The sequence below is a fragment of the Affinundibacterium amnicola genome, from assembly GCF_014284275.1.
Lineage (GTDB): Bacteria > Pseudomonadota > Gammaproteobacteria > Burkholderiales > Burkholderiaceae_D > Undibacterium > Undibacterium amnicola.
In genome coordinates this window covers 64,222-90,837 of record NZ_JACOFU010000009.1, presented here as the reverse complement: position 1 = coordinate 90,837, position 26,616 = coordinate 64,222, and the positions used below count along the sequence as shown (strand labels likewise).

Here is a 26,616-nt window from a genome sequence, read left to right as displayed (position 1 = left end):
CTCTCGATACATGCAATGATCATTGCGCCAAAGGCGCGCGTAACCAATTAGCTTCTAAAGTTTGTTCGATTAATCTCAAACATGCTGGCGCATCGACTTGCAAACAAACACGTGTTTCCGCTTGATGATGTTCCCATCCAGTTTGCGCATAGACCAAGCCACCGCCGTGTCTATCCATCATCGTTTGTCCATTACCCAAACCATCTAACTGCACACGTACACGTCCATCCATAACCTGAAATAATTCTGGCGCAACCAGATAGACGAAAGCCAAAATGTCATGACAGAAGCAAGCATGGCCTAAATCTGGTCGTGCTTTTTGATAAAAATCGCTGTAAAAATTCACCGCATGCGCGAGTGTCGTCATCGCGATATGTTGCTGATGATGCTGTGCCAAACCAGCAAAATAACTAGCGCCCATCACCACACGATGCGTCACATCCAAGCCGACCATCGCGAGTTTCCAACCTGCAGTAAAGACCAGATCAGCAGCGTGTGGGTCGTTCCAAACATTTGCTTCTGCCACGGGTGACACATTGCCAGGCTCAATCACCGTACCCGCCATCAGCACGACCTGCTTAATCAGGCTAGGCAATTGCGGCTCCAGTTTTAATGCCAAAGCTAGATTGACCAAGGGGCCAACTGCAACAAGCGTAATTTCACCCGGATGCTGACGCGCCATCTTGACAATAAATTCTGCAGCAGACATCGCTTCCGCTTGTGCTGCATGTGGTAAACGCGAAGGCAGATTCCCTAATCCATCATCACCGTGGATGAAGCCAGGCGGTTTGCCTGCGGCTTTCATCAAAGGTAGTGCACCACCTTCGGCAACGGGTATTTCATGGCCCGCTAGACGGGTCAAATACAAGGCATTAGCAGTCGCCTGCGCTACTGTGACATTGCCGAAAGTGCTGGTGATACCAACAACTTCGATCTCAGGATGTGCCAACGCAAAATACAAAGCCATTGCGTCATCAACGCCAGGATCTGTATCGAAAATAACTTTATGTACCATATCAATCTCTATTCAATCTTTTGACTCTGTCAGCAGTTCGTGCTTTCAGTCTGCTTTCCATCTGCTATCAGCGCGATTTCACAAATGGCACACCCAAAGCTTTTGGCCCCACCGATTTCGCCATCACACCTGCTAGCACCACAACCGTCACCACGAATGGCAGCATTTGTATCAAGGAACCCGGTATCTGCCCAACCACAGGGAAAGCCACACCTTCCATTTGAATTTGTAAGGCAGCAAAGAAGCCAAACATCAAGCAACCTAATGCTGTTTGCAATGGACGCCAGTTACCAAATACCATGGCTGTCAATGCCAAGAAACCATTACCTGCCGACATATCACGCAAGAAAAATCCACTTTGCACAATCGCTAAATACGCACCAGAAAACGAACACAGTACGCCACCGCACAACAAGGCTAAATAACGTGTTTGTGCGACATTAATACCCGCCGCATCGGCTGCGTGGGGGTTCTCACCAACAGCACGCAAACGCAGACCAAACCGACTGTGATTGATCAACCAATGCAAACAGGGAATTAGCGCAAAAGCGAGATAGACCAGAATAGTATGTCCACCCAAAAATTTACCTAGCAGCCAGTTCAATGCGGGTATGGTTGACCACCAATCGGCAAAAGGAAAATTCAACACTGGAAGGCGTGCATCGCCCAAATCGGGACTGCGGCCACCGAGTTGGAAAAAATACTGTGCCAAGACGAAAGTTAATCCCGACATCGCAATATTGATCGCGATACCAAAAACCAATTGATTACCCTTCTGATTAATCGACACATAGCCTTGCAATAAAACAATGACACACGACACCAACATGCCAGCAGCTATCCCGATATACGGATTTTGTGTCGCATAAGTGCAAGCAGCGGCAGCGAAGGCAGCGGTCAACATCTTGCCCTCTAAAGCCAGATCGATGATGCCGCTACGCTCAGCGAAAACACCGGCGAACGCAGCGAATAGCAACACTGGCGCATTGCGAATCGTCGCAACCAGAATGGTAGAAAATTGAAAATCATCAAACATTTTTTCCCCACTTCATTTTCAGTACGCGTGACAAGGCAGGTGCATACATGTTTTCCATCGCACCACAAAATAAGATAATCAAGCCTTGAATAAAAACAAAGGTCTCAGGCGGAATATTCGACTTTTCCAATGACAGATCGAAACCACCCTGAATCAATACACCAAACAATAAGGCGGCCATAAAGATGCCAATCGGATGCTGACGGCCCATCAGGGCAACTGCGATCCCGATAAAACCAGCGCCCGCCGTAAAATTCAAACTCAAATAATGCATCGATCCAGCCACACTATTGACAGCGGCAACACCGGCCAAAGCGCCCGACATCAGCATCGCGACAATGATCACGGTAGAAATAGAAATCCCGGCATACAAGGCCGCATGTGAACTCTTACCGGCAGCGCGCAAGGCATAACCCCAACGCGTCCGCCAAACGATCAAGCCATAAGCAAACAAACAAAAGATCGCGATCAAAAAAGTCAGATTCAGCGGTGTTTCACCCAGCACCGGCAGCCAGGTATTGAGACGCGGAATCCAGCCACTTTCGGCAAACACGCGGCTAGCTGGATTTTGTTCGCCCACAGGAATCAGGTAAGTAATGATGATGAAATTCATCAGCGATGCGGCGATGAAGTTAAACATAATCGTCGTTACCACCACATGACTACCACGCTTCGCTTGCAAATAACCGGGGATGAAAGCCCATGCAGCACCAAACAAGGCGGCACTCGCAATTCCCATTGGGATCAATAACCATGGCGACAAACTCGCATCAAATTGCAGCATGACCAAAGTCAAACCTAGGCCACCTAAATACATCTGACCATCACTACCGATATTAAATAAGCCGGCTTGCATCGCGATCGACACTGACAATCCAGTAAAGATAAATGTGGTCGCATAAAATAAGGTGTACGCAAATCCTTCTGCGTTACCGAGTGCGCTTTTGATCATGATGACTAAAGCTTCGACAGGACTTTCACCTAACAGATAAATTACGCCTGCTGCGACAACCAAAGCAGAGAGCAAATTCAACATAGGTAGAGCGACATTCGTCGCCCAACGAGGTAAATCTGAATTCATTTGTGTAAGCCACCCATCAATAAACCAATACGTGTCGTATCGTAATCGGCGATATTTAATTCACCGGTAATACGCCCGCCCGACATCACTAAAATACGATCCGCCAATGCACGAATTTCTTCCAGCTCGGCGGAGACCAATAAGATCGCCACACCCGCATCGCGCAAGGCCAATAATTCCGTATGAATTCTTTGTATCGTGCCGATATCAACACCACGAGTTGGTTGTCCCACCAACATCAATTTGGGACGTGCTGCAATCTCGCGTGCCAAAACAATCTTTTGCTGATTGCCGCCCGAGAGCTGAGACAGGCGTAAATGTGAATCTAAAGGACGCACTTCAAACTGCTGTAACAATGCATCACTGGCAGCCACACATTGTTTTTTATCCAGATAAATCTGTTCGCTTTGCTGCCCTAACAAGATGTTTTCCCACACAGGAAAATCTTTAATCACACCGTCACGCAGACGATCCTCTGGTACATGCGAGACTCCAAGCTTGCGCAGCTTGGCAGCCAAGGTCGGATCTTTTTTCTTATAAGTCAGCGCTAAATCGTGGACATGGACTGTGCCACTAATTTTGTCGCCTTTTAAATTGCGCATTCCCGCCAGAATCTCTAACAACTCTGATTGTCCGTTGCCAGAAACACCGGCAATGGCGACGATTTCACCCGCCTGCACAGAGAAACTCAAGCCACTCAGCAAATGTACGCCTTGCTCATTCTGCAAACATAGTTCATCCACACGCAATACTGTCGCACCAGCGGATAAAGTCTGACGCGGCAATTCGGTAGCGACTTTACGCCCCACCATCTTGTGCGCCAAATCTTCTTGATTGCATTTTGCGGTTTCCAAAGTCGCGATCACACCACCCGCACGCATGACCGTCACGGCATCGGTAATGGCTAAAATTTCGGCGAGCTTATGGGTAATTAAAATGACGGTTTTTCCCTGCTGTTTAAACAGGCGCAAGATCGCAAACAAGGCTTCTGTTTCTTGCGGCGTCAAGACGGCGGTTGGTTCATCCAGAATCAAAATATTCGCGTTGCGGTAAAGCTGCTTGAGAATTTCAACGCGCTGTTGCTCACCAACTGACAGCGTATTGATACGCGCATCGAGTTTGATTTCCAGACCATAATCGGAACACAGGCTCGCCAGTTCGGCAGCGATCTTTTTGCGCTGTTGACGCAGACGGAAACCGCCTTCCATGCCGAGCATAATGTTATCCAACACCGTCATGTCTTCCACCAACATGAAATGCTGATGCACCATGCCAATGCCAAGCTGAATCGCAGCGTGGCTATTGCGTATGCTTTGTGCTTCTCCGTTGATGAGTATCTCGCCTGAATCGGCGTGATAGTAACCATATAGGATACTCATCAAGGTCGATTTGCCAGCACCATTTTCACCGATGATGCCGTGTATCGTGCCGTGCGCAATCGAGAAATTCACAGCGTCGTTGGCGAGAACCTTTCCGAAGCGCTTTGAAATTTGGCGGAATTCTACTGCAGTGGACATGGTGTTCAATTGAGTTTGAGCTTAGTTTGTGCTTCGCTACTGACTTACAAAAGACCAGAAGAAAAGAAAAGTCACAGGAAAAATTTTAGATAAAACAAAGCCGCAGCATCATGCAATGCTACGGCTTTTATCCAACTTATAAAGGGCAACGGCTGGCTTCGCGATAATCTACAACCTTCACCTTACCACTCAAAATATCTTGTTTCGCGGCATTCACACGCTTTTCGATTTCTGGCGTAATCAAGCTACGATTATCTTTATCGAGCGCCCAATCCACACCACCTTCTTTCAGACCTAAATTCGCCACACCCGCTTTCCATGTGCCATTTTTCATCTGCATAAAATTCTCGTACACCGCATTATCAACACGCTTCACCATGGATGTCAGCATCACACCTGGGAAGAGATAATTCTGATTCGAATCGACACCAATCGCCATCTTGCCTTTTTCCTTGGCGGCTTGCAGTGCACCCATGCCACTACCACCAGCCGCTGCAAAAATCACATCAACCCCGCGCTCCATCTGTGCACGTGCCAATTCACTGCCTTTGGCTGGATCATTCCACGCAGTCGCCGTGGTACCAACCACGTTTTGTGCGACATCAATTTTCGGGTCAACCGATTTTGCGCCTTGTGTATAGCCACAGACGAATGCACGGATCAGGGGAATATCAATACCACCGATAAAACCTAATTTTTTAGATTTCGATGCCATTGCCGCTGCTACGCCAACCAGGTAAGAGCCTTCTTGTTCTTTAAATAAAATCGAGCTGACATTCGCGCCAGTTGCTGCACCATCGACAATCACAAACTTCGTTTTAGGAAATTCTTTCGCCACGGTCTGTACTTGCTGAGCATGGGTAAAACCAATTGCAGCAATTAAGTTGATCCCTTTACGTGCGAGATTACGCAACACTTGCTCGCCTTGTGCATTGCTCAGAACTTGCACATCAATATAAGAAATTTTCGTCTCTTTTTTGAAGCGCTCTGCGCCTTCGTAGGCAGATTGATTGAATGAGCGGTCAAACTTTCCACCAGCGTCATAAACTAAAGCGAATTTAGGCTGGCTCGCCGCAGCTAGCGCGGACACAGAGAGAAGTGCACTGAAGAGAAGTGATGAACGCAATTTCATTTTTTAATAACTCCTGAATAGCTTGATTAGCTTCATTCGCTGGTGTCGTTGGATGAACGACCTAGCTACTGATTTATTGATTGGCCTGATTACTTATTTCGCTCGAATTATAGGATATTCACTTATTTTGTAACTGCTGCTCTACTGCTTGCCGATAGGGAATCGAAGTTTGCGCGCCCAACTTGGTGACTGCCAAGGCTGCCGCACTTTGTGCAAACATACATGCTGCACACAAATCCATGCCTTCTGCAATCGCCACGGCAAAACTACCCACAAAAGTATCTCCGGCAGCAGTCGTATCGACCACTTCCACTTTAAAAGCTGGCAAAGAATACGCCTGATCCGGTGCGGCCACCCATATCCCGATTGCGCCAAGCGTGACGATCACAACACCAGCACCGCGCTGCTGCAAAACTGCAGCAGCAAGCTGCGCCGTCGCCAGATCACAGACTGCCAATCCACTCAACAAGGCGGCTTCTGTTTCGTTGACAACCAGGTAATCGACTTGCGCAAGAATTTGATCACTCAACTTTTGCGCTGGGGCTGGGTTTAATACCACTTTCAGCTTCGCCTGCTTCGCACTTGCCATCGCATGTAACACGCTGGCGAGTGGTGTTTCCAGTTGGCATAATAACAGTTTAGCTTGTGCAATAGTGCTATCAGCACAATCAATGTCCGCCAGATCAAGTAGAGCATTTGCTCCAGTTGCTAATACAATACTGTTTTGTCCTTCATCATCCAGCAAGATTCCGGCAACACCAGTTGCACAATCGGGAATCACCCGCACATGCGATGCATTGATTTCATCTTTTTGCAAGGCGTGCAGGCAGCTTTGGCCATTCGCATCATCGCCGACACAGGCAACCAAACTCACAGCTGCGCCCATTCGGGCTGCCGCGACCGCCTGATTCGCACCTTTTCCGCCATGTACCAGATGAAAGCTGTGTCCCATCAAAGTCTCACCGGGTAAGGGCATGCGTGGAATCTTGAAAACCAAGTCCATATTGATGCTGCCAACCACCGCAATTTTCTGCTTCATAAGCTGCACCTTAAAAAACAAACCATCGTTTTTCCGGTTTTTACACTACTACACTCACTCTTAACTGCTAAAAAGTAGCTACAAGTTAGTTGGTAATTTTCGATTGCAAAAACACGCTCAACATTTCCAGACCTTTATCGAAACCATGATTGTTTGGAATCACGATATCGGCATTGCTACGGTGCGGCAGAATATATTTTTCAAACGCTGGTTGATGGTGATTACTGAGGCGATACAAGACATCATCCTGATCATAACCACGTTCAACCGCATCGCGCTGCACACGGCGATAGCGACGATGATGTTCCTCTGCATCGATAAAGACTTTTAAATCGATAATGTCATACAAGGCTGGATTATGTAAGGCATAAATACCTTCCAACAACACGATCGGTGACGCTGGAATATGAAAAATTTTCGGGACGACATCGGCATTATTAAAGGTGTATTCCTTAATCTCTAAAGCCTGACCATCGCGCAAACGCAAAACGTCTTGATAGAACTTATCGAGATCGAGTGACGATGGAATATCAAAATTCTCGATACGATTTTCATCTTGCGATTGTTGATCGATTGACTTGTAATAATTATCTTGCGACAGCAGCGCAACACTTCCTGCTGGCATCGCTGCCAATAAGGAATTGATAAATGTAGTTTTGCCACTACCGCTACCGCCGGTAATGCCGACAAGATATGGTTTCATCGATGTAATACCTAACTTCAAATAAAAAAATCAACTAAGCGTGATTAAGCTTAGTTGATTATGATTGACTGTGACCGGCAAAGTCAGGTGCGGAAACTAATACAGACCGAACCAAGCATCAAAGGTGTATTTGCGGACAATGAAGAACGTCCTTGCGTTTGTTTGATGACTGACATGACATGCAGTTTCAAACCAAATATTTACAATGACCGGATTTTATGAAGACGAAAGTATAGCGGTTTTCCATACTTATTCACATCATGCTTAAATTGCATATCAACTTAAAAACTTGACAAATGCCATTCAATTGCTAGGAAATGATCGTGATTTTTTTATCTGTACATGGTCTTCTTCAAAACCCCAAACCATGGCCATACTCAACACGGATAAAACGAGTCATGTTTCATTTCTCTAAAATCCGAAGAATCCGAAATACGGCTTGCAATACACCGTGCCATAAGATCAAGGCATCAACTGCGCTTGCGACTTTAAGTTGAAGCGAATAGAATCAATTGCCACAAAGTAAGCTTTTTGACATTCATGTTTCCCACACTTCGGGCGAAGCCCATAGACTGAAAAGCTCAACATGCAAATTCACCGTTTTTTCTTATCCGATAGCCAGTCGCTGCCACTACTCAACGGTGAATATAATCATCCTTTAGTAGCTCTTTCACTTTTTGTTGCGGTGTTGGCTGGCATTATGGCCTTCCAGCTAGCGGGCATGGCGCGCACCGAAAAACGACCGTTTAACCGACAAATTTATTTATTGTCTGGTGCCTTCGTGTTGGGATCTGGGGTGTGGTCCATGCACTTTATCGGCATGCTGGCTTTTAGTGTTTGCAGCACAGCGCGTTACGACAGAATCATCACCGTACTATCCATGTTGCCTAGTTTTTTAGCGTCGTGGGTCGCCCTTTTATTGATTGCCAAAGAACGGGTCACGCGCTGGCAACTGATCGTCAGCGGCATATTAGTCGGCGCTGGCATTGGCGTGATGCATTACAGTGGGATGGCAGCGGTACACAAATCATTAGTTTTACGATTTGACCCGATTATTTTTGGCATCTCCATTGTCGTTGCGGTTGCCCTGTCGATTTCTGCTTTATGGTTGCGCTTCCAACTGATCGCGCATCAACGACTCAAGCCTAATCACATCAATATCATCAGTGGAATTGTGCTTGGTATTGCGATATCTGGCATGCACTACACTGGCATGAAAGCCACGCATTTTTTAAATAATCCGAATGCTAATTTCGCGCCAACCGAGAATTTTGATTTGGCACTCTCCATTGCGGGAATCACAACGCTCGCGATTCTGATCACAGTCGCGGGCAATATCTTGCTGCGTTATCGCAGCATTTATCAACGCATGGTACACACAGAAGCACGCACCCGCACCATCGTTGAAACTGCGGTGGATGGCATCATTACCATCGATAGCAAAGGTATCGTGCGTGCTTTTAATAGTGCGGCTGAAACCATCTTTGGTTGGCAGGCTAGTGAGATTATTGGGCAAACTGTTCAAACCATTATTCCTCCACCAAAGGGCAAAGATTCCAATGATGATCTGCGCACTTATTTACTCAACGGCGATTTAAAAGTTGTCGGTTCTGGACGTGAAGTGATGGGCTTGCGCAAGAATGGCACGCCATTTCCAATGCGGCTCGCACTGGGTGAGGCAAACCTTCAAAACGAAACTTTATTTGTCGGTTTCATTACCGACATTAGTGAACGCAGACAAATGGAAGAAGCGCTGCGAAACAGCGAGCAACAATATCGTTCATTGATCGCCAACTTGCCTGGCATCGCGTTTCGCTGTCGGCTAGACCAAGACTGGAGCATGCTGTTCATTAGTGATGCAGTCGAACGTCTGACGGGATGGAAACCAGAAGACTTTATTTCTGGGAAAAAGACCTTTGCTCAACTATTGCATCCCGATGATGTGGAATGGACCTCCCGCATAGTCAGTGAAAAACTCTATAGCGGGCAAACCTATATGCTGGAGTATCGCATCGTTGACCGAAGTGGCAAAGAGCACTGGGTATCTGAAAGCGCCAGTGGAGTACGCGGCGCAGACGGTGAAATCGAATGGATAGATGGCGTCATTGTCGATATCTCGGATAGCAAACGAAGGAACGCAGAATTTGAATGCGTAGTCAATGCAATTAGTCGTTCACTTGGCGTGATTGAATTTGATTTGAAAGGAAACATCCTCAATGCAAATGAAAATTTCCTAACGATCACTGGCTATACCTTAGAGGAATTATTAGGCCAACATCATTCACTGCTTTGTGCTCGGAGCGAAGTGAAATCTGCCGATTATCAACAACTATGGGAATCCTTACGCAAAGGTATCAGCACCTCTGGTGACTTCCATCGCTTCGGCAAACATGGTCAAGAAATCTGGATTCATGGTAGCTACAACCCGATCTTTGACCCAGAAGGCAGGCCATATAAAATCATCAAATTCGCTAGCGATCTTTCTGAACGCCACATGATGGAACAAGATCTGCGTGAAGCAAAAGCCAAAGCGGAACATGCGGCAGCAGCCAAGAATACTTTTCTCGCGAATATGAGTCATGAAATTCGCACACCAATGAATGCGATTCTTGGTTTTACGGATGTGTTGTTGAGTGAGCCAGTCAATGATAGCCAACGACGTCACTTGAGTACCGTCCGTAATTCGGCGCGCTCTTTACTGACGCTGCTGAACGATATCTTAGATACCGCCAAGTTAGAACACGGTGCGGTTGAATTAGAAATCCGCGATTTTTCACTGCGCGAAGTCTGTATGCAAGTAATGGCAACCTTGCGTATCAATGCACAAGCAAAAGCATTGCCACTCGTTCTGAACTATCCAGAAACGATACCTGATTTCTTCCAAGGTGACGCCTTACGCCTACAGCAAATTCTTTTAAATTTAATCGGCAATGCGATCAAGTTCACCGAAAAAGGCGAGGTAGTTCTTCATGTCTCGATGCAGGAAAACAAGTTACATCTTATTGTGCAAGACACTGGCATCGGCATCGCACCAGATCGCATCAATCACATTTTCGATCCATTTGCGCAAGCCGATGCTTCAATGAGTCGTCGGTTCGGCGGCACTGGACTCGGTACTACCATCTCGCGCCAATTGATTGAGCTAATGCACGGACGTATCTGGGTAGAGAGCGAAATTGGCGTCGGCAGTCAATTTCATGTTGAGCTACCTCTTTTACTGGGCGAAGCAGTTCACACAAACGAAGAACAAAGCATCATCACTTTACCTCCGCTCCATATTCTTGCAGTAGATGACGTTCCTCAAAATCTCGAACTATTACAAGTTATGTTAGGCAGACTTGGTCACACCATCACAACCGCACGTAATGGCGCAGAAGCAGTCAAGATTTTTCCACAACAGCAATTTGACATCATCTTAATGGATGTACAAATGCCAGTGATGAATGGACTGGAGGCGAGTCAATTCATTCGTCTTTTGGAAACACAGAAAGGGCTCACGCCAACACCAATCATCGCATTTTCTGCCAGCGTTCTGGAAGCCGATATCAAGGCGGCAAAGTTAGCGGGCATGGATGGTTTTGCACACAAGCCAATTGATCTACTCCGCTTAAGCCAAGAAATCGCGCGTTTGCTAAAAATTGAGATCCCTGTGTTGGAATCAGCGACGCATACCCAGATCGCACAACAATTGAGTGGCTCCGTCATTGATTGGAGCCGCGGACAGAATCTTTGGGGTAACGAACAACGTCACCGCGAAGCGATACGTCAATTTTTAAGTAGTTTCCGCGACTCTGTGCCTCGTTTACGTACGCTACTCAAACAACCGACGGACTTCGCTGCGCTTGTACACAAACTCAAAGGTGCCGCCGGCAATCTTGCATTGTCACGCGTAAGCAATATTTGCACCACAATAGAAACTGAAATATCGACGAAATCACTCGAAGAAATCAAACCTACACTCGATCAACTCGCTGATGAATTAATGAATGTCACCGAAACATTAGGTGAGTTTGAAAGTAAGATCATGCCATCTGAAGCGATCAGTAAACCCGTTGAAGCATCCGATCTGCTGCCACTTTTGCTCGAATTAGATAAAGCCTTAGCGCATGGTGAGCTTGCCGAAACTGTACTCAGCGCTCTCTCAGAACGATTACCGAAACAAGACTTTGATGCACTCGATCAGGTTGTCAATTCTTTCGACTTTGAGGCAGCAAGAGCGATGGTTAACAATTTACACGATCACTATCGTCACCAAGGGAATGCAAAATGAAACAAACAGACGAACGGCCGAAAATTCTCATCGTTGATGATGCCGCTACCAATCTGCAAATCTTGCGCCAAGTCTTACATGAAGATTATCGTTTACTGTTTGCGCTCGATGGTGAAAAAGCGCTCAAACTGGCACAAGAAGAAGCGCCGAATTTGATTTTGTTAGACGTGATGATGCCAGGTTTAACTGGTTTGGAAACCTGCAAACTGCTCAAAGCCAATCCAGCGACCAAATCGATTCCCGTGATTTTTGTCACCGCCCTAAGCGAAGTCAGCGACGAATCAGCAGGCTTTGAAGTTGGCGCAGTTGACTACATCACCAAACCCATCAGCCCACCAGTCGTACGTGCGCGGGTTAAGACCCATCTCTCATTGGTCGGCGCAGATGAATTACAAAAAACGCGCTTACAAATCATTCAATGCTTAGGACGCGCTGCCGAATATCGCGACAATGAAACCGGCCTACACGTGATACGCATGAGCCACTATTCGCGTTTGCTCGCCCTGGCCGCAGGCTTTAGCGCAAGCCAAGCCGACCTACTATTTCATGCCGCACCAATGCATGACATCGGCAAAATCGGCACCCCTGATCATGTCTTGCTCAAGCCCGGCAAACTCGATCAAGACGAGTGGGCATTGATGCAAAAACACGTACTGATGGGCGCTGAAATTTTGGGCGAACACGATTCGCCCTTACTGCAAATGGCACGCACCATTGCGCTCTACCATCACGAAAAATTTGATGGCAGCGGCTACCCACACCGTATCGCAGGTGAGGCAATTCCTATCGAAGCGCGTATCGTCGCGATTGCCGACGTGTTCGATGCATTGACTTCAATCCGTCCTTACAAAAAAGCCTGGGAAGTACAAGCCGCCGTCGATTTACTACAAAGCGAGAAAGGCAAACACTTCGATCCTGAATTGGTCGATTTATTTATCGCGCAATTGCCAGCGATGGTAGAAATTAAAGAGAAATACGCAGAAGAAACGGCGAACTAAACAAGGCGTTGCGCTTCATAATAATGATTACCGCCCTCATCCACAAAACGATGAATAAGGCTTAATCCAAGCGATTGCAAGCAAGCCGCATAAGCCTCTTGCCCAAGCGAGTACGAGACGATCCCTGTCGTTGCATCAGTCCATTCGCAGCGCTGTGTCGGCGCGGTAAATAAGAAACGACCGCCGATTTTTAAGTGCACAGCAACGCGACGAATCAGATCCACTTGATCTGCCTCTTTGAGCAAAAACAGCAAACCAATCGCCAACACCGCATCAAATGATCGCGAAAAAAACAAACTATCTTGCACCCGCGCACATTCAACAGTGATCGTCGGAAACCGCTGCTGAAATTGCGCCAGCAAAGTAGGCGAACTATCGATTGCCCAACCACGCAAACCCGCATTCTGCAAAATCCGCGTCACTGGCAAGCCCCCACCGCACGCCAGCTCCAGCACTTCCGCATCAGGACTTAAACTGGCACACCAAGTTTGCAAAACCTCGATGCCAATCACCGAACCATCACGGGCATGCAAAAATTCTTCTGCGTGCTGTTCGTAGGCGATGGCGGAATCAGTGGATGTCATTTGTTGGAAAATATGAATCGATACTATGACTGGGAGCGAGAGCGACCAAGTGCACGTTTCAGCAAAAACACACAAAGGCTAGTCAACACCGCCGCACCAAACACCGTAATCGCCATCGGCACTGCCATCACCAACGACCATAAATGCTCGGCTGGAATCCAAGCAGCATAAATGCCAATCAAAAATACTATCGTACCCAAAATCAACAACACCAGCACGATCAAGCTTGAGGTTTTCGGTTTAAACAATAGACCCATTGCGATGCCTGTTAGGTTGGTGATGATCCAGATGTAATCGGTGTTTTCCATTGGGTTTTAATTTGGTGTGTTTGTGTTTGATCTAATTTATTACAAAATTTCTTGCATGACTAATCTAGCAGTTTTTTGAAAGATATTGCACATATTGGAAACGTTTGTTTTAAATATGCGCGCGAGTCATCTTCAAAAAGAGCATCAAGAAATTAAAAGATTTTATGACGCTCAGTAACGTTTGAGCATGAGTGGCTTGCCAAAAATTGGCTAATCGATCAAAGCGTTGACGATCATGCGAACTAAATCTATTACGAGAATAGTCGAATAGCCACAAACAGAAGAAAAAAGTTATGCACTATATGTGCGGTGCACGCAGAGATGAACGCCGCCCAAAAGCCATGCGGTCGAGCAAAGACATAAGCAAACGCAAATACAAGACCACCAGACAATGTCGTCAGCCCGTGTGCAAGGCCACCATTGAGATAGTGGCCACCACCAAACAACAGGGCACTTACGACAATGCACGCGACGCTTCCACCACCAACTCGACGAATGATCTCAATGGGCAATACCTGCGCAAGCAAGGTTTCCAGAAGCGGAATATATAAAACCCCAACGAAGAAAATAACCCAATCTGACTGCCCGAAAATCTGCTTTCCTGCCGAATCACCCCACGCAGACAACGGAAGTATCAGACTTAGTCCAGCATATGTCATACCTGATAAGAGAAGGCTGCCAACGGCTAAGATAAAGCCTAGCAGGATTACACCGCGAATAGGGCGAACTGTAACTTGTCTTCGCAAAGTGGCTACAAGCATGGAAGCAGACTTGTTCATGATGCCCAACGCCGAATTGAAAGGCGCGTGCGCCGATCAATAGATTTTAGAAAAGCGCGTATTCGCGTGTCATTTTCGAATGTCATGTCGTGTGTCAAATCGTGCAAATTTTCTCTAGTGAAGCTTTACGGAAAATGTGTTCTAAAGGCCACACTCCTGCTTCATCGTTCTCGCCCATTACAATCCGAAGACCTTTCACAGTTAGCGATGCTCGCCCTTCTAAGCAACTCACATTGCCCAAATGTTTTGGAATTAGGACATTTTTTGGAAGCTCATCCACATTCAATTGGTAAAACAAAGGTACTGACCAATTACGCATTAATGACTTGTTGAGACGCACAGAAACAGCTCCCATTTCATTATTCGTAAGGACACCGTTAAATGTGGCGGCCCCTGATACAAATATTGTACCTAATGGATAGTCTCCATTTGTAAATTGATGAAGGTGAATTTGTTGCGTAGCTAAATTAATAGGCTTGCCTGAACTCCACTTAAGATTACAAGCAGCTACGATGCGGAACGGTGGAACTAGGCTACTATGAAGATTTCTGAGGTTGCTATCACAAACGCAGCCGTCAAGATCCGCAGAACTAACCGAGGGTAGTACCGAAGACACCGCAGAACAAGCATTGGCGGCATAAGTCGTTGCTGGAACTATCGACGTAACGATAAAAAAGGCTAACAGTGGAAATATCTTCATTGACACACAACGCAAAGTTGAGGTGAGCCGCGCGAAGCAGCCAATTCGAAGACGAAACAATATCACGGCTTCACCTTCGAATGTCCTGTTGGGCGTCAGCGTCAATTTTTGCTCCCAATTGAGCGCCAAAGCTGAAGCTCTTCTCGTGGGAAAGCAGTGACCCACGACGGGAAGTAATGATCAAACGCCAAACCAAACCTCGGGCTTACCAAGAACCCGACACGTTCGAATATCTCTTTGTCGCGCTGTTCGAGGAAGGTGCGAAGATTTTCAAACAAGATGCTCTCGCCGTCGACTTCAAATACAGGGACATCAACTGAGATTTCTTTCAACTGGCCAACTGAATCAAACCGATACACACCTGCCGGGTAACGTAATTCGAAAGCCCAGATTCGGGACTTTTCTTCGCTCTCCGGTGCTCCAAGCAGATTGACTAAGTCGGCTCGCCCGATACCGAAGCTCACTAGGCCGACAGATTTGTATGCGACTACGTTCATGACGCCCAACTTGTTTTAAAGTAAAAAAACCAACGTTAACACATCCTTAAAATTTGATCAACAAAGTTCCAAGTTGCTAAAAGCCCTTATCCAGCTTTGCATAGCTTGATAATGTCTACTCACTTCGCGGTATAACAGAATCGACAAAAGAGGCGTGCGCATTTTTTGCGATAGGCGTAATTCAGCGCAGCTAAATCGGCAATATTTGCTTGCACAATACTACGCTCAGAATATATACTTCACATACGATTCATATTCATACCATATCAAGGAAATTTCATGGGCATAGTCAATATTGACGAGGAACTGCACGATCAAATGCGTAAGGCGAGTACGGTTTCTTGCCGTTCGATTAATGCGCAAGCGGCGTATTGGATCAAGATTGGTATGCTGTGTGAGATGCATCCAACCTTGAGTTTTCAGCAAATCATGGCGGAAGAAATGCGGGCTGCGGGGGTGGAGACGCAGGCTTTGCGGGTGGCGAGCGCATGAGTAGTACCATCATTAAACAAGCCGATGAAATTGCCTTGATGGCAGAAGCGGGCAAATTGTTAGCGCAAGTGTTCACCCACCTAGATCAATGTCATTTGATTGGGATGTCGACCATGCAAGTGAATGATTTGGTTGATCATTACATCACGCATGATTTACAGGCGCGTCCCGCGAGCAAGGGGCAATATGGCTATGCGTATGCATTGAATTCTTCGCGCAATCAAGTTGTCTGCCATGGTGTGCCCTCGCCTACTGAGATTTTGCAAAATGGCGATATCGTGAATTTTGATATCACGCTGGAGAAGCATGGTTTTATTGCGGATTCCAGTAAGACGTATTTGGTCGGTGAGGTTGCGCCTGCGGCAAAGCGTTTGGTGCAAGTGACGTATGAAGCTTTATGGAAAGGCATCAAGACTGTGCGGCCTGGTGCGCGTTTAGGCGATATCGGCTTTGCGATTGAGAGCCATGCGCGCAAACATGGTTACACGGTGGTGCGCGAGTATTGTGGTCACGGTATTGGTCGTGAAATGCACGAAGCACCAGAAGTGCTGCATTGGGGTAAGCCACGCACCGGATTGACACTGCGTGAAGGCATGGTGTTTACCATCGAACCCATGATTAACCAAGGGAAGGCAGCGGTCGATACCGAGGACGATGGCTGGTCGGTTGTGACGGTCGATGGCAAATTGTCTGCGCAATTTGAACATACTGTCGCAGTGACCAAAGATGGTGTGCGGGTGCTGACTTTGCGCTCTGATGAGAAGCTTGGGGGTTGAGGCTAACCCTGATGCCATCGCTCGCCTTGAATTCATCAAAATCTATATAAGTCTATTTGATCGTAAAAAATGAATGTCGCTCCTGCGTAGGCAGGAGCCCAGGGTCTGTGGTCGAGTGACGAACGCCACTGGATTCCTGCCTGCGCAGGAATGACATTGAATGCCTTGACCGGTATTACGATGAACACGGTCTGAGTTACTCAATCTCTCTATGTTGGGTATTTGTGTGCATTGCTTAGGCCTTACTGCCATTACGCTAAGGATATAAAATTGTAGGGCGGGTGAAGCCCGCGCCGCCAGCCCCTCGAGCACCTAAGCAGCGCGGGTTTCACCCGCCCTACAAGTCTGCATGCGCTTTCAATACAGAACGCAGCATTTAGATGCATTTCGTCAATCTGAACTACCCTTACCCTAGCCCTGTCCCGCTTGCGGGAAAGGGGACATTGACGCCTCTACTTTTCGCTGCAGATCAAGGACGAAACACCTATATCCAAATTCAATTGGAAAATTGTGGCTTTTTCTATCACAATGATGGAATACGAAGGAGGATGCAATGACATTCTCTCAATTCCCCAACCAAGATGCGGACAGCCCATGTTAAGCGACCATCAACGAGAGACAGTGCATAGCGCGATTCTCGAACACCAGTCTAAGCAGTTTAATCAAGGCGGCTTGCTGCCGATTCTTCATGCGATTCAAGATCAGCTCGGTTTTATTCCAGCGGACGCGACACCGATCATCGCCAAAGCGCTGAATTTGTCGCGCGCAGAAGTCCATGGCGTGATCACGTTCTATCACCACTTTCGTCAAGAGCAACCGGCTAAGACCATTGTGCAAGTTTGCCGTGCGGAAGCTTGTCAATCTATGGGTGCAGAAGCTTTGTGGCAGCACGCCTGCCAACATGCGAACAGCAACAGTACGATTACTTTAGAACCTGTATATTGCTTAGGACTCTGTTCAACAGCACCTGCAATGAGTGTGAATGAACGCCCCTATGCGCGAGTGAATGCATCACGATTTGATCAACTGCTTGAACGCCATCACGATGAGCAAACTCGCAGTGCGGCATTAGCACAATCTGCGAAGGAGAACACATAATGAGTGTGCGTATTTATGTGCCTGCAGACACCGCAGCCATCGCCTTAGGTGCAGATGAAGTCGCAGAAGCGATCCTCGCCCAAGCGCAGCAGCTCGGCATTTCTATCGACTTAGTTAGCAATGGCTCACGCGGCTTATTTTGGTTAGAGCCGCTGGTTGAAGTACAAACCGATGCAGGTCGTGTTGCTTATGGTCCAGTGCAAATAGAAGATGTGGCGTCACTGTTTGCAGCGAATTTCTTGCAAGGCGGCACCCATGCTTTATCGCTAGGTTTGACCGAGGAAATTCCCTACCTCAAAAAACAAGAACGCTTGTGCTTTAGCCGCATGGGCGTGACCGATCCCTTGTCTTTAAGCGATTATGAGGCGCATCAAGGTTATGCTGGCTTACGCCGCTGTCTACATTTAACTCCGACGCAGATTGTGCAAGAAGTGTTGGATTCTGGCTTACGCGGACGTGGTGGTGCAGCTTTCCCAACCGGAATCAAATGGAAGACCGTGGCCGCAGCGACAGCGCCACAAAAATACATCGTCTGCAATGCCGATGAAGGTGACTCCGGCACATACTCAGATCGCATGACGATGGAAGGCGATCCTTACATGCTGATCGAGGGCATGACGATTGCCGCCATCGCGACGGGGGCGACACGCGGTTATATCTATATTCGTTCCGAATATCCACGTGCATTGACTGTGATGCAAAGCGCGATTGAACAAGCGACAGCCGCAGGCTACTTGGGCGATAACATCGCTGGCTCGAACTACGCGTTTCATCTGGAAGTACGCAAAGCCGCTGGTTCTTATGTATGCGGTGAAGAAACCGCCATGTTAGAAAGCATAGAAGGCAAGCGTGGCGTGGTGCGCGCCAAGCCCCCTATTCCCGCCTTACAAGGTTTATTCGGCGCGCCGACGGTTATCAATAATGTGATTAGTTTTGCGTCGGTGCCATTGATACTCGAACGCGGTGCGGCGTTCTACAAAAACTTTGGACTCGGTCGTTCGACTGGAACACTGCCTATCCAATTGACTGGCAATATCCGTTTTGGTGGCTTGATAGAAAAAGCCTTCGGCGTCACTTTGCGTGAACTCTTGTTCGACTTTGGCGGTGGCAGCGCCAGCGGCCGTCCTATCAAAGCGGTGCAAGTGGGCGGCCCCTTAGGTAGTTATGTGCCAGAGCAATATTGGGATCTGCCTTTTGACTACGAAGCCTATGCCGCGGTCGGCGCGACCTTGGGCCATGGCGGCATCGTCGTGCATGATGATTCGGCGGATATGTCGAAACTAGCACGCTATGCGATGGAATTTTGTGCCTTGGAATCTTGTGGCAAATGCACGCCATGCCGCATCGGTTCTACCCGCGGTGTCGAAGTGATTGAACGCTTGGTGCAAGCTGATACGAATTCTGCACTCAAACCTACGCAAGAAAAACTCTTACGCGATTTGTGCAACACCATGCAATACGGCTCACTGTGCGCGCTCGGTGGAATGACACCGAATCCGGTGATCTCTGCACTCAACTATTATCCGCAAGACTTTGGTCTAGCTGCGGCAAATCCGGCGTCGGATCAAACCAAGGCCTAGGAGAACAACATGCTTTCTCATTTAAAAGACAAAGATTTCGGCACGCCACGTCGCGAATCAGACCAGACCGTCAGCCTAGAAATCGACGGTGAAATGATTACCGTACCAGCGGGCACATCGCTGATGCGCGCCGCCGTCGATGCGGGTATTCAAGTTCCCAAACTCTGTGCCACCGATAGCCTAGAACCCTTTGGCTCATGTCGTTTATGTTTGGTGGAAATTGAAGGTCGCAAAGGTTTTCCGGCATCGTGCACCACGCCTGCCGAAGCTGGCATGAAGGTCAAAACCCAAAGCCCACAGTTGCAAGAATTACGCAAAGGCGTGATGGAGTTATACATTTCTGATCACCCACTCGATTGCTTAACTTGTTCTGCGAATGGCAATTGCGAATTGCAAGATATGGCTGGAGTGACAGGCTTGCGCGAAGTACGCTACGGCGTCGGAGCTGGCAACGGTGTCACAAATGGTGGCAAACACCATCTCGATAACAAAAAAGATGAGTCGAACCCTTACTTCACTTATGACCCATCCAAATGCATCGTCTGTAATCGCTGTGTCCGCGCATGTGAAGAAACACAGGGCACCTTTGCCTTAACGATTAGCGGTCGTGGTTTTGAAGCACGCGTTTCACCGGGCCAAGATCAGCCATTTATGGAATCGGAATGTGTGAGTTGCGGTGCGTGTGTTGAAGCCTGCCCTACCGCGACTTTGCAAGAAAAGACGGTGATCATGTTGGGTCAAGCTGAGCACAGCAAGATCACGACTTGCGCGTATTGCGGTGTGGGCTGCGGCTTTAAAGCGGAGATGAAAGGCAACCAAGTGGTGCGTATGGTGCCGTGGAAAGACGGCAAAGCCAACGAGGGACATTCCTGCATCAAAGGTCGCTTTGCTTGGGGTTATGCGACACACAAAGATCGCGTCACCAAACCCATGATACGCAAGAGTATTCACGAAGCGTGGCGTGAAGTCAATTGGGACGAAGCCATCAACCATGCCGCTTCGGAATTCCGCCGCATTCAAGCTAAGTATGGCAAAGACGCCATCGGTGGTATTACCTCATCACGTTGCACCAATGAAGAAACCTACTTGGTACAAAAGCTGATCCGTGCCGCGTTCGGTAATAACAATGTGGATACTTGCGCGCGCGTTTGCCATTCCCCAACTGGCTATGGCCTCGGTCAAACTTTTGGTACCTCAGCAGGTACGCAAACCTTTAAGTCGGTCGAGCACGCTGATGTGATCATGGTGATCGGCGCGAATCCGAGTGATGCGCATCCGGTGTTTGCATCACGCATGAAAAAACGCCTACGCCAAGGCGCCAAGTTGATCGTGATCGACCCACGTCAAATTGATCTGATCGATGGGCCGCATGTCAAAGCGGATTATCATTTACAACTCAAACCCGGCACCAATGTCGCGATCATCAGCGCACTGGCGCACGTGATCGTCACCGAAGGCTTGGTTGCCGACGAATATGTGCAAGAACGCTGCGACGATAAATCATGGCGCGAATGGAGTGCATTTGTCGCACGTCCAGATAATTCGCCAGAAGCGATGGCAGCCATTACTGGCGTCCCCGCAGAAACCATTCGCGCAGCCGCGCGTTTGTATGCAACCGGCGGCAATGCAGCGATTTACTACGGTTTGGGCGTGACCGAACATGCACAAGGCTCAACCATGGTCATGGGCATCGCCAACCTCGCGATGGCAACAGGCAATGTCGGGCGTGAAGGCGTTGGCGTGAATCCACTGCGCGGTCAAAACAATGTGCAAGGCGCTTGCGACATGGGTTCTTTCCCGCACGAATTGCCGGGCTATCGTCACATTTCTGATAGCACAGTACGTTCGCAATTTGAAGCGGCATGGGGCGTCACACTTAACCCGGAGCCGGGCTTACGCATACCGAATATGTTAGATGCTGCACATGCTGGCGAATTCAAAGGCATGTACTGCGAAGGTGAAGATATCGTTCAATCTGATCCGAATACGCAGCACGTGACATCAGCGTTAATGGCAATGGAATGCTTGGTCGTGCAAGACATTTTCTTAAATGAAACCGCCAAGTACGCGCACGTGTTTTTACCAGGTTCATCTTTCCTCGAAAAAGACGGTACTTTCACGAATGCTGAACGACGTATTTCACGCGTTCGCAAAGTGATGCCACCGAAAGCTGGTTACGCGGATTGGGAAGTGACGATGAAGCTCGCGAATGCACTCGGCTATCCTATGCAATATCAACATCCTAGCGAAATCATGGCCGAGATCGCTGCACTGACACCGAGCTTCCGCGGAGTTAGTTATGAAAAAATTGATCGTCACGGCAGCGTGCAATGGCCATGCAATGAGAACACGGACGAAACGGGCACCGCGATTATGCACGTTGACAAATTTGTGCGCGGCAAAGGCCGCTTCATCATTACCCAGTATGTCGCCACCGATGAAAAAGTCACGCGCAAATTTCCATTGCTATTAACGACCGGGCGTATCCTGTCGCAATACAACGTGGGCGCACAAACGCGTCGCACAGAGAACAGCCAATGGCATCACGAAGATCGTCTGCACATTCACCCACACGATGCAGAAGAACGTGGCATCCAACATGATGCGTTCGTCAAAATCGAAAGCCGCGCTGGCGATACGGTCTTGCGCGCATTTGTCACGCAAACCATGCAGCCGGGTGTGGTGTACACGACTTTCCATTTCCCAGAATCTGGCGCAAATGTGATTACCACCGATAACTCGGATTGGGCGACCAATTGTCCTGAATACAAAGTCACGGCGGTGCAAGTGATGCCAGTGATGGCGACGGCGCATCAATCAGAATGGCAGCACGCGCAACAACAATTTGATGCTGAACAATTGGCGCTGGCACAAGCTGCATGGTCAGGTAACAACGTGAGATCAAGCACTTGAACACAGCGACCAATTCTATGCAAGCCGAGGAGATGAGCGTTGAGGAAAAAGGCTCTCAATCTCAAAGCGTGACGCGCTTGCGTGATGGTCAATGCCAACACGGCGAAGACCAAGTCGCGCAAGAAGTCGCGGTGGCTTTGGTGTTCAACGGGATTGCCTTCGCCGTCATGATGGCAAGCCCGACCGAACTCGAGGACTTTGCCTACGGATTTGCTTTTTCTGAAGGCGTCATCGAACACGCTGCTCAGATCTATGATGTTGAGGCGACTGAGAGCGCAGAGGGAATCACGCTCAATATCACCATTGCGGCAGTCTGCTTTGCCGGTTTAAAAGACAGAAAACGCCAATTGGCAGGACGTACAGGCTGTGGCTTATGCGGCGTAGAAAGTTTAGCGCAAGCGATACGTCAACCTGCGCCTGTTCTATCCAACCTAACTCTCCACGCAACAGCCATCTCAAGCGCCATCGCTGCGATGCGCGAACAACAAATTTTGTTGCAAGCAACTGGCAGCAGTCATGCTGCTGCGTGGTGCAGCGCAGACGGCACTGTTCAAGTCGTTCGCGAAGATGTCGGTAGACATAATGCGCTCGACAAAGTTATCGGTGCTTGTCTACGAAAAGGAATCGACCCATCGCAAGGTTTCATTTGCATCACCAGCCGCGCTAGTTACGAAATGGTACAAAAGACTGCATGTGCTGGCATCCCTGTACTCGCCGCCGTATCGGGCGTCACCAGTCTTGCGATCGACATCGCACAACAAGCAGGCGTCAGTTTATTAGGATTCACCCGTGGCAAGGATTTGAGTATCTATAGCCACCCACAACGCATACATATCCAAGACCATGAATAATCTCGACAGCATCAATAAGTTAATCAAAATGGCGAACCAGATCGGCACATTTTTTGAAAGCTTTCCGGACCGTGAAGAAGCCTTAGATGGCATTGCCAATCATTTGAAAAAGTTTTGGACGCCAGCAATGCGCGCTAATTTGGTCGATACGGTTAACATGGGAACAGCTGATGGATTAAGTCAGATCGTCATACAAGCGATTGACAAGCATCGCGCGACTTTGCAAACCTCGGTAACAAGCAATCATTAGTACGCTTCTGAAACGCGACACCGAATTCTCATCGCGGCTGCAAAGGTCTATCCAATTTCTCAACCAAAAATTCTACTAAAGCTTTGATACGCGGCGCAACAACTTCATGCCGGTAAAACACCGCAGAAATCGTCTGCTTCTGCACTAGTAATTGTTTCTCCAAAACGGGCACCAAGCTACCTTGGGCGCGATCGCTTTCGGTCATAAAATCGGCAAGACATACGATACCAGCGCCGTGGATGGCGAGGTGACGTAAGGTCTCTCCATTTGATGCAAGTACCTTGCCTTCGATTACTAGCTGCTCCGATTCACCTTCCTGTTTTGGTAGCTCACTTTGCAGCTTATTTGGCAACTTAATTGGCCAGGCATTTAATGAAGAGGGCGAAGTAAAACCGAGTAAACAATGCTGCTGTAAGTCTTCCACCGATTGAGGTGTACCGCAGCGTTGCAAGTAAGCAGGTGCCGCCAACAATCTGATCTGGCTTTCACCTAATTTTCTAACACGAAGCGTGGAATCACGTAGCTCACCAATACGTATCGCCAAATCAGCTCGCTCTTCAATCAGATCGACGATGGTCTCACCGCTAGTCAGTTCTAAGCAGATACAAGGATAACGTGCCTGAAATTCCGCCAAGTGTGGTGCTAGTAAATGATTAAAAACGGGACTTGCTGCGTTAATCCTGACCTTGCCTTTCAGTTGATTAAGATTAGCGCTCAACTCGGCTTCCGTTTGCGCTAATTCATCAACGATCTTACGCGCTTTGACAGCGAGCCATTTTCCTTCGTCTGTCACATCTAGCCTACGCGTCGTTCTATTAATTAAGGTCACGCCAAGCTGCGATTCAAGCCGAGAAATCACTCGACTAATGCCTGACGGAGTCTGTCCTAGCTTTACCGCAGCGGCGGAAAAGGAGCCCTGATCGAGCACGGTAAGAAAACTAATCAAGGTATCTACATTCAGCATTTGTGCCTCCACGTCAAAAGTCTAGTGTAATGCCAAGGATTTTTCTTTGCACGTCATCCTTACATAATCCAAGCTCTTTCTCACAAGGAGTTATTATGCCACTTGCACTTTGGGCACTAGCGCTGAGCGCTTTTGCCATCGGTACCACAGAATTTGTCATCGTCGGGCTAATTCCCACTATCGCCAAAAGCCTGTCAGTTTCTTTGCCTTCGGCAGGCCTATTAGTCAGTTTATATGCGCTTGGTGTCGCTGTTGGTGCTCCCGTATTAACAGCACTAACGTCACAAATACCTAGAAAAAAACTACTCATAGGATTGATGATTTTATTCACCATTGGCAACTTGATTGCATGGCAATCACCTGGGTATAACACTTTAATTGTCGCGCGCGTGTTGACTGGTCTAGCCCACGGCGTGTTCTTTTCTATCGGTTCTACCATTGCCACAGGTCTGGTAAGCAAGGACAAGGCTGCTAGCGCAATCGCGCTGATGTTCACTGGATTGACTGTCGCATTAGTGACGGGTGTGCCTATCGGTACTTTTATTGGCCAACATTTTGGTTGGCAAGCGACATTCCTTGGCGTATCTATGTTGGGCATCATTGCCTTAGCGGGTAGCTGGATACTTGTTCCTAACAATATACCAAGCCCCGAACCGGTATCGATGCTGACGCAATTCAGCGTTTTAAAAAAACCGAGGCTCTTACTCGTCTATGCAATAACAGCATTAGGCTACGGCGGGACATTTACCGCCTTCACCTACCTTGCGCCCATTTTACAAAATGTCTCGGGCTTTTCTGAAACTGCAGTGGGCTTAGTGATTCTGATTTATGGAATCTCTGTCGCCATTGGAAATATCTGGGGCGGAAGGCTTGCAGATCGTCGTGGCCCTATAGCAGCATTACAAATCATATTTGCGTTGCTGGCACTGGTCTTATTTGTGTTCACCTGGACTGCATCAAATACCTGGCTGGCTTTAATCACGATACTAGCTTGGGGAGCCGTCGCATTTGGCAATGTACCTGGCCTCCAAGTGTATGTCGTACAACGCGCAGAAATCGATGCACCAAAAGCCATAGATGTAGCCTCAGGCCTCAATATTGCAGCTTTCAACCTCGGTATCGCATTGGGATCATCGGTGGGTGGTGTCATTGTCGCGAACTTGGGGCTAATGGCGACACCTTGGATAGGCGCCTTGATTGTTCTCGCAGCGTTGGCTCTCACTAGCGTCGCGGCTTATCTAGACAGAAAAGAGCTTCGAACGATAGAAGCGAGCATGGCATAAGCGCTAACCAGAAATGTGGCCGCACTTGCACAAAGCCATAAGCAATTCCCCTGATGTAAAGTCACTTTCGATGCGAAGTGAATTGGCTTGCAGAAGTGCCGTTTTTGCCTATTTTTTTGAGTGGAGATCGTTGAAAACGCCTACTCAGCGCACATCAACACTTTCCACCCTAAATAATTCGCAAGCACCAGCGCCCGTATCATCACGCGTCAGCGAAGACTGCCAACGCCAGCCATCGGGCGTACTCACAGCAACAAGCTTTCCGCGCAAACGCACGACTTGCCCTTGCCTCACCTCTTTCAATATTTTTTCAATCTGCGCGTTTGCCGGAATCATATGCATGTTCGCACTATGACTAGCGATTTCAGCGGGTGGACGTGGCGGCTGATCTTCCCAGCGGTAATAATAAAATCGATTACTCTGCGAAATGGTCAGTGAAGACAACACTTCAGAATCTGACATCGATCCCCAACCCAAAGCCAAATCCACGGGTGACAGATCGGCCTCACGACCGATCGAATACAACTCCTTCGCCAAGATACGCGCTTCAATCTCAAAATCGGCTAATGCCTTAATCGTGTAATCGCCTTTCTGCCAACTATCGCCGCGATCAAGCATGGTTTGCACCGGTTCACTTTGCACCAGCACCCCATTCGAGCGCGGAATCGGTTTCTGCGCACGCTGTTGATACTGATGCCAAGCACCAAATACGATCACTGCCGCGATTAGCCAACGCCATGAGAACATGTT

At 48.1% G+C, this 26,616-nt stretch carries 24 protein-coding genes; 10 read left to right on the top strand and 14 right to left on the bottom strand.

The annotated features are described in order from the left end of the window. Positions 1-19: 19 nt before the first annotated feature. From H8K33_RS17500 to H8K33_RS17470, 7 genes are all read right to left on the bottom strand, one after another. The gene (locus H8K33_RS17500; protein ID WP_186892358.1) at positions 20-1,015 is read right to left on the bottom strand and encodes a nucleoside hydrolase; all 996 of its coding nucleotides are present in this window, start codon (positions 1,013-1,015) and stop codon (positions 20-22) included. Between the two features lie 67 nt (positions 1,016-1,082). Next, complete coding sequence (locus tag H8K33_RS17495; RefSeq protein ID WP_186892357.1) at positions 1,083-2,051, bottom strand: ABC transporter permease; 969 nt, start codon at positions 2,049-2,051, stop codon at positions 1,083-1,085. After that, on the bottom strand, positions 2,044-3,132 hold the full coding sequence (locus H8K33_RS17490; RefSeq protein ID WP_186892356.1) for an ABC transporter permease: 1,089 nt from the start codon (positions 3,130-3,132) through the stop codon (positions 2,044-2,046). Before H8K33_RS17490 ends, H8K33_RS17495 begins: the two co-directional genes overlap by 8 nt. After that, positions 3,129-4,649 (bottom strand): ABC transporter ATP-binding protein, encoded by a 1,521-nt coding sequence (locus H8K33_RS17485; protein ID WP_186892355.1) that lies wholly within the window; start codon positions 4,647-4,649, stop codon positions 3,129-3,131. Before H8K33_RS17485 ends, H8K33_RS17490 begins: the two co-directional genes overlap by 4 nt. Before the next feature lie 136 nt (positions 4,650-4,785). After that, the gene (locus H8K33_RS17480) at positions 4,786-5,781 is read right to left on the bottom strand and encodes a BMP family lipoprotein (protein ID WP_186892354.1); all 996 of its coding nucleotides are present in this window, start codon (positions 5,779-5,781) and stop codon (positions 4,786-4,788) included. Positions 5,782-5,899: 118 nt separating this feature from the next. Further along, positions 5,900-6,820 (bottom strand): ribokinase, encoded by a 921-nt coding sequence (gene rbsK / locus H8K33_RS17475; protein WP_186892353.1) that lies wholly within the window; start codon positions 6,818-6,820, stop codon positions 5,900-5,902. A gap of 85 nt (positions 6,821-6,905) precedes the next feature. Then, positions 6,906-7,523 carry a uridine kinase family protein gene (locus tag H8K33_RS17470; protein ID WP_186892352.1) on the bottom strand — a complete coding sequence of 206 codons (618 nt, stop codon included), beginning with the start codon at positions 7,521-7,523 and terminating at the stop codon, positions 6,906-6,908. Positions 7,524-8,109: 586 nt separating this feature from the next. Between H8K33_RS17470 and H8K33_RS17465 the strand changes: the two genes are divergently transcribed. Both H8K33_RS17465 and H8K33_RS17460 read left to right on the top strand, forming a co-directional pair. Then, positions 8,110-11,793, top strand: a complete 3,684-nt coding sequence (locus tag H8K33_RS17465) for a PAS domain S-box protein (protein WP_186892351.1) — start codon at positions 8,110-8,112, stop codon at positions 11,791-11,793. Then, the gene (locus tag H8K33_RS17460; protein WP_186892350.1) at positions 11,790-12,791 is read left to right on the top strand and encodes a response regulator; all 1,002 of its coding nucleotides are present in this window, start codon (positions 11,790-11,792) and stop codon (positions 12,789-12,791) included. Before H8K33_RS17465 ends, H8K33_RS17460 begins: the two co-directional genes overlap by 4 nt. Here the strand turns inward: H8K33_RS17460 and H8K33_RS17455 are convergent. The 5 genes from H8K33_RS17455 to H8K33_RS17435 form a co-directional block, all read right to left on the bottom strand. Further along, the gene (locus H8K33_RS17455; RefSeq protein WP_186892349.1) at positions 12,788-13,375 is read right to left on the bottom strand and encodes a class I SAM-dependent methyltransferase; all 588 of its coding nucleotides are present in this window, start codon (positions 13,373-13,375) and stop codon (positions 12,788-12,790) included. The two genes, H8K33_RS17460 and H8K33_RS17455, sit on opposite strands and share 4 nt — an antisense overlap. A gap of 23 nt (positions 13,376-13,398) precedes the next feature. Further along, a complete protein-coding gene (locus H8K33_RS17450; RefSeq protein ID WP_186892348.1) occupies positions 13,399-13,683 on the bottom strand; it encodes a hypothetical protein in 285 nt (94 codons plus the stop codon). A gap of 251 nt (positions 13,684-13,934) precedes the next feature. Beyond that, on the bottom strand, positions 13,935-14,462 hold the full coding sequence (locus H8K33_RS17445; RefSeq protein ID WP_186892347.1) for a CPBP family glutamic-type intramembrane protease: 528 nt from the start codon (positions 14,460-14,462) through the stop codon (positions 13,935-13,937). Positions 14,463-14,556: 94 nt separating this feature from the next. Continuing rightward, the gene (locus H8K33_RS17440; RefSeq protein ID WP_222613480.1) at positions 14,557-15,162 is read right to left on the bottom strand and encodes a hypothetical protein; all 606 of its coding nucleotides are present in this window, start codon (positions 15,160-15,162) and stop codon (positions 14,557-14,559) included. Between the two features lie 101 nt (positions 15,163-15,263). Next, positions 15,264-15,659, bottom strand: a complete 396-nt coding sequence (locus H8K33_RS17435; protein WP_186892345.1) for a hypothetical protein — start codon at positions 15,657-15,659, stop codon at positions 15,264-15,266. Between the two features lie 279 nt (positions 15,660-15,938). Here H8K33_RS17435 and H8K33_RS17430 point away from each other — a divergent pair, with 279 nt between their 5' ends. The 7 genes from H8K33_RS17430 (at position 15,939) to H8K33_RS17400 (ending at position 23,619) form a co-directional block, all read left to right on the top strand. Continuing rightward, positions 15,939-16,151 (top strand): ParD-like family protein, encoded by a 213-nt coding sequence (locus H8K33_RS17430; RefSeq protein ID WP_186892344.1) that lies wholly within the window; start codon positions 15,939-15,941, stop codon positions 16,149-16,151. Further along, positions 16,148-16,927, top strand: coding sequence for a type I methionyl aminopeptidase (map, locus tag H8K33_RS17425; RefSeq protein WP_222613479.1), 780 nt, complete (start codon positions 16,148-16,150; stop codon positions 16,925-16,927). Before H8K33_RS17430 ends, map begins: the two co-directional genes overlap by 4 nt. A 594-nt stretch (positions 16,928-17,521) precedes the next feature. Further along, positions 17,522-18,025: an NAD(P)H-dependent oxidoreductase subunit E gene (locus H8K33_RS17420; protein ID WP_186892343.1), complete on the top strand. Its 504-nt coding sequence runs from the start codon at positions 17,522-17,524 to the stop codon at positions 18,023-18,025. Then, positions 18,025-19,605, top strand: a complete 1,581-nt coding sequence (locus H8K33_RS17415) for a formate dehydrogenase beta subunit (protein ID WP_186892342.1) — start codon at positions 18,025-18,027, stop codon at positions 19,603-19,605. Before H8K33_RS17420 ends, H8K33_RS17415 begins: the two co-directional genes overlap by 1 nt. A gap of 9 nt (positions 19,606-19,614) precedes the next feature. Further along, positions 19,615-22,518, top strand: coding sequence for a formate dehydrogenase subunit alpha (fdhF, locus tag H8K33_RS17410; RefSeq protein WP_186892341.1), 2,904 nt, complete (start codon positions 19,615-19,617; stop codon positions 22,516-22,518). Beyond that, entirely contained in the window at positions 22,515-23,369 is an 855-nt protein-coding gene (gene fdhD, locus H8K33_RS17405; RefSeq protein WP_246443701.1) for a formate dehydrogenase accessory sulfurtransferase FdhD, read from the top strand. The genes fdhF and fdhD overlap by 4 nt, the downstream gene beginning before the upstream one ends. Continuing rightward, positions 23,362-23,619, top strand: a complete 258-nt coding sequence (locus H8K33_RS17400; protein ID WP_186892340.1) for a formate dehydrogenase subunit delta — start codon at positions 23,362-23,364, stop codon at positions 23,617-23,619. Before fdhD ends, H8K33_RS17400 begins: the two co-directional genes overlap by 8 nt. Before the next feature lie 28 nt (positions 23,620-23,647). Here H8K33_RS17400 and H8K33_RS17395 read toward each other — a convergent pair whose 3' ends face one another. Beyond that, positions 23,648-24,583, bottom strand: coding sequence for a LysR family transcriptional regulator (locus tag H8K33_RS17395; RefSeq protein WP_186892339.1), 936 nt, complete (start codon positions 24,581-24,583; stop codon positions 23,648-23,650). Between the two features lie 95 nt (positions 24,584-24,678). On the opposite strand from H8K33_RS17395, the gene H8K33_RS17390 reads away from it, so the two are divergent. Further along, the gene (locus H8K33_RS17390; protein WP_186892338.1) at positions 24,679-25,866 is read left to right on the top strand and encodes an MFS transporter; all 1,188 of its coding nucleotides are present in this window, start codon (positions 24,679-24,681) and stop codon (positions 25,864-25,866) included. Between the two features lie 144 nt (positions 25,867-26,010). On the opposite strand, the gene H8K33_RS17385 is transcribed toward H8K33_RS17390, so the two are convergent. Then, on the bottom strand, positions 26,011-26,613 hold the full coding sequence (locus tag H8K33_RS17385; protein ID WP_186892337.1) for a hypothetical protein: 603 nt from the start codon (positions 26,611-26,613) through the stop codon (positions 26,011-26,013). Positions 26,614-26,616 lie beyond the last annotated feature (3 nt).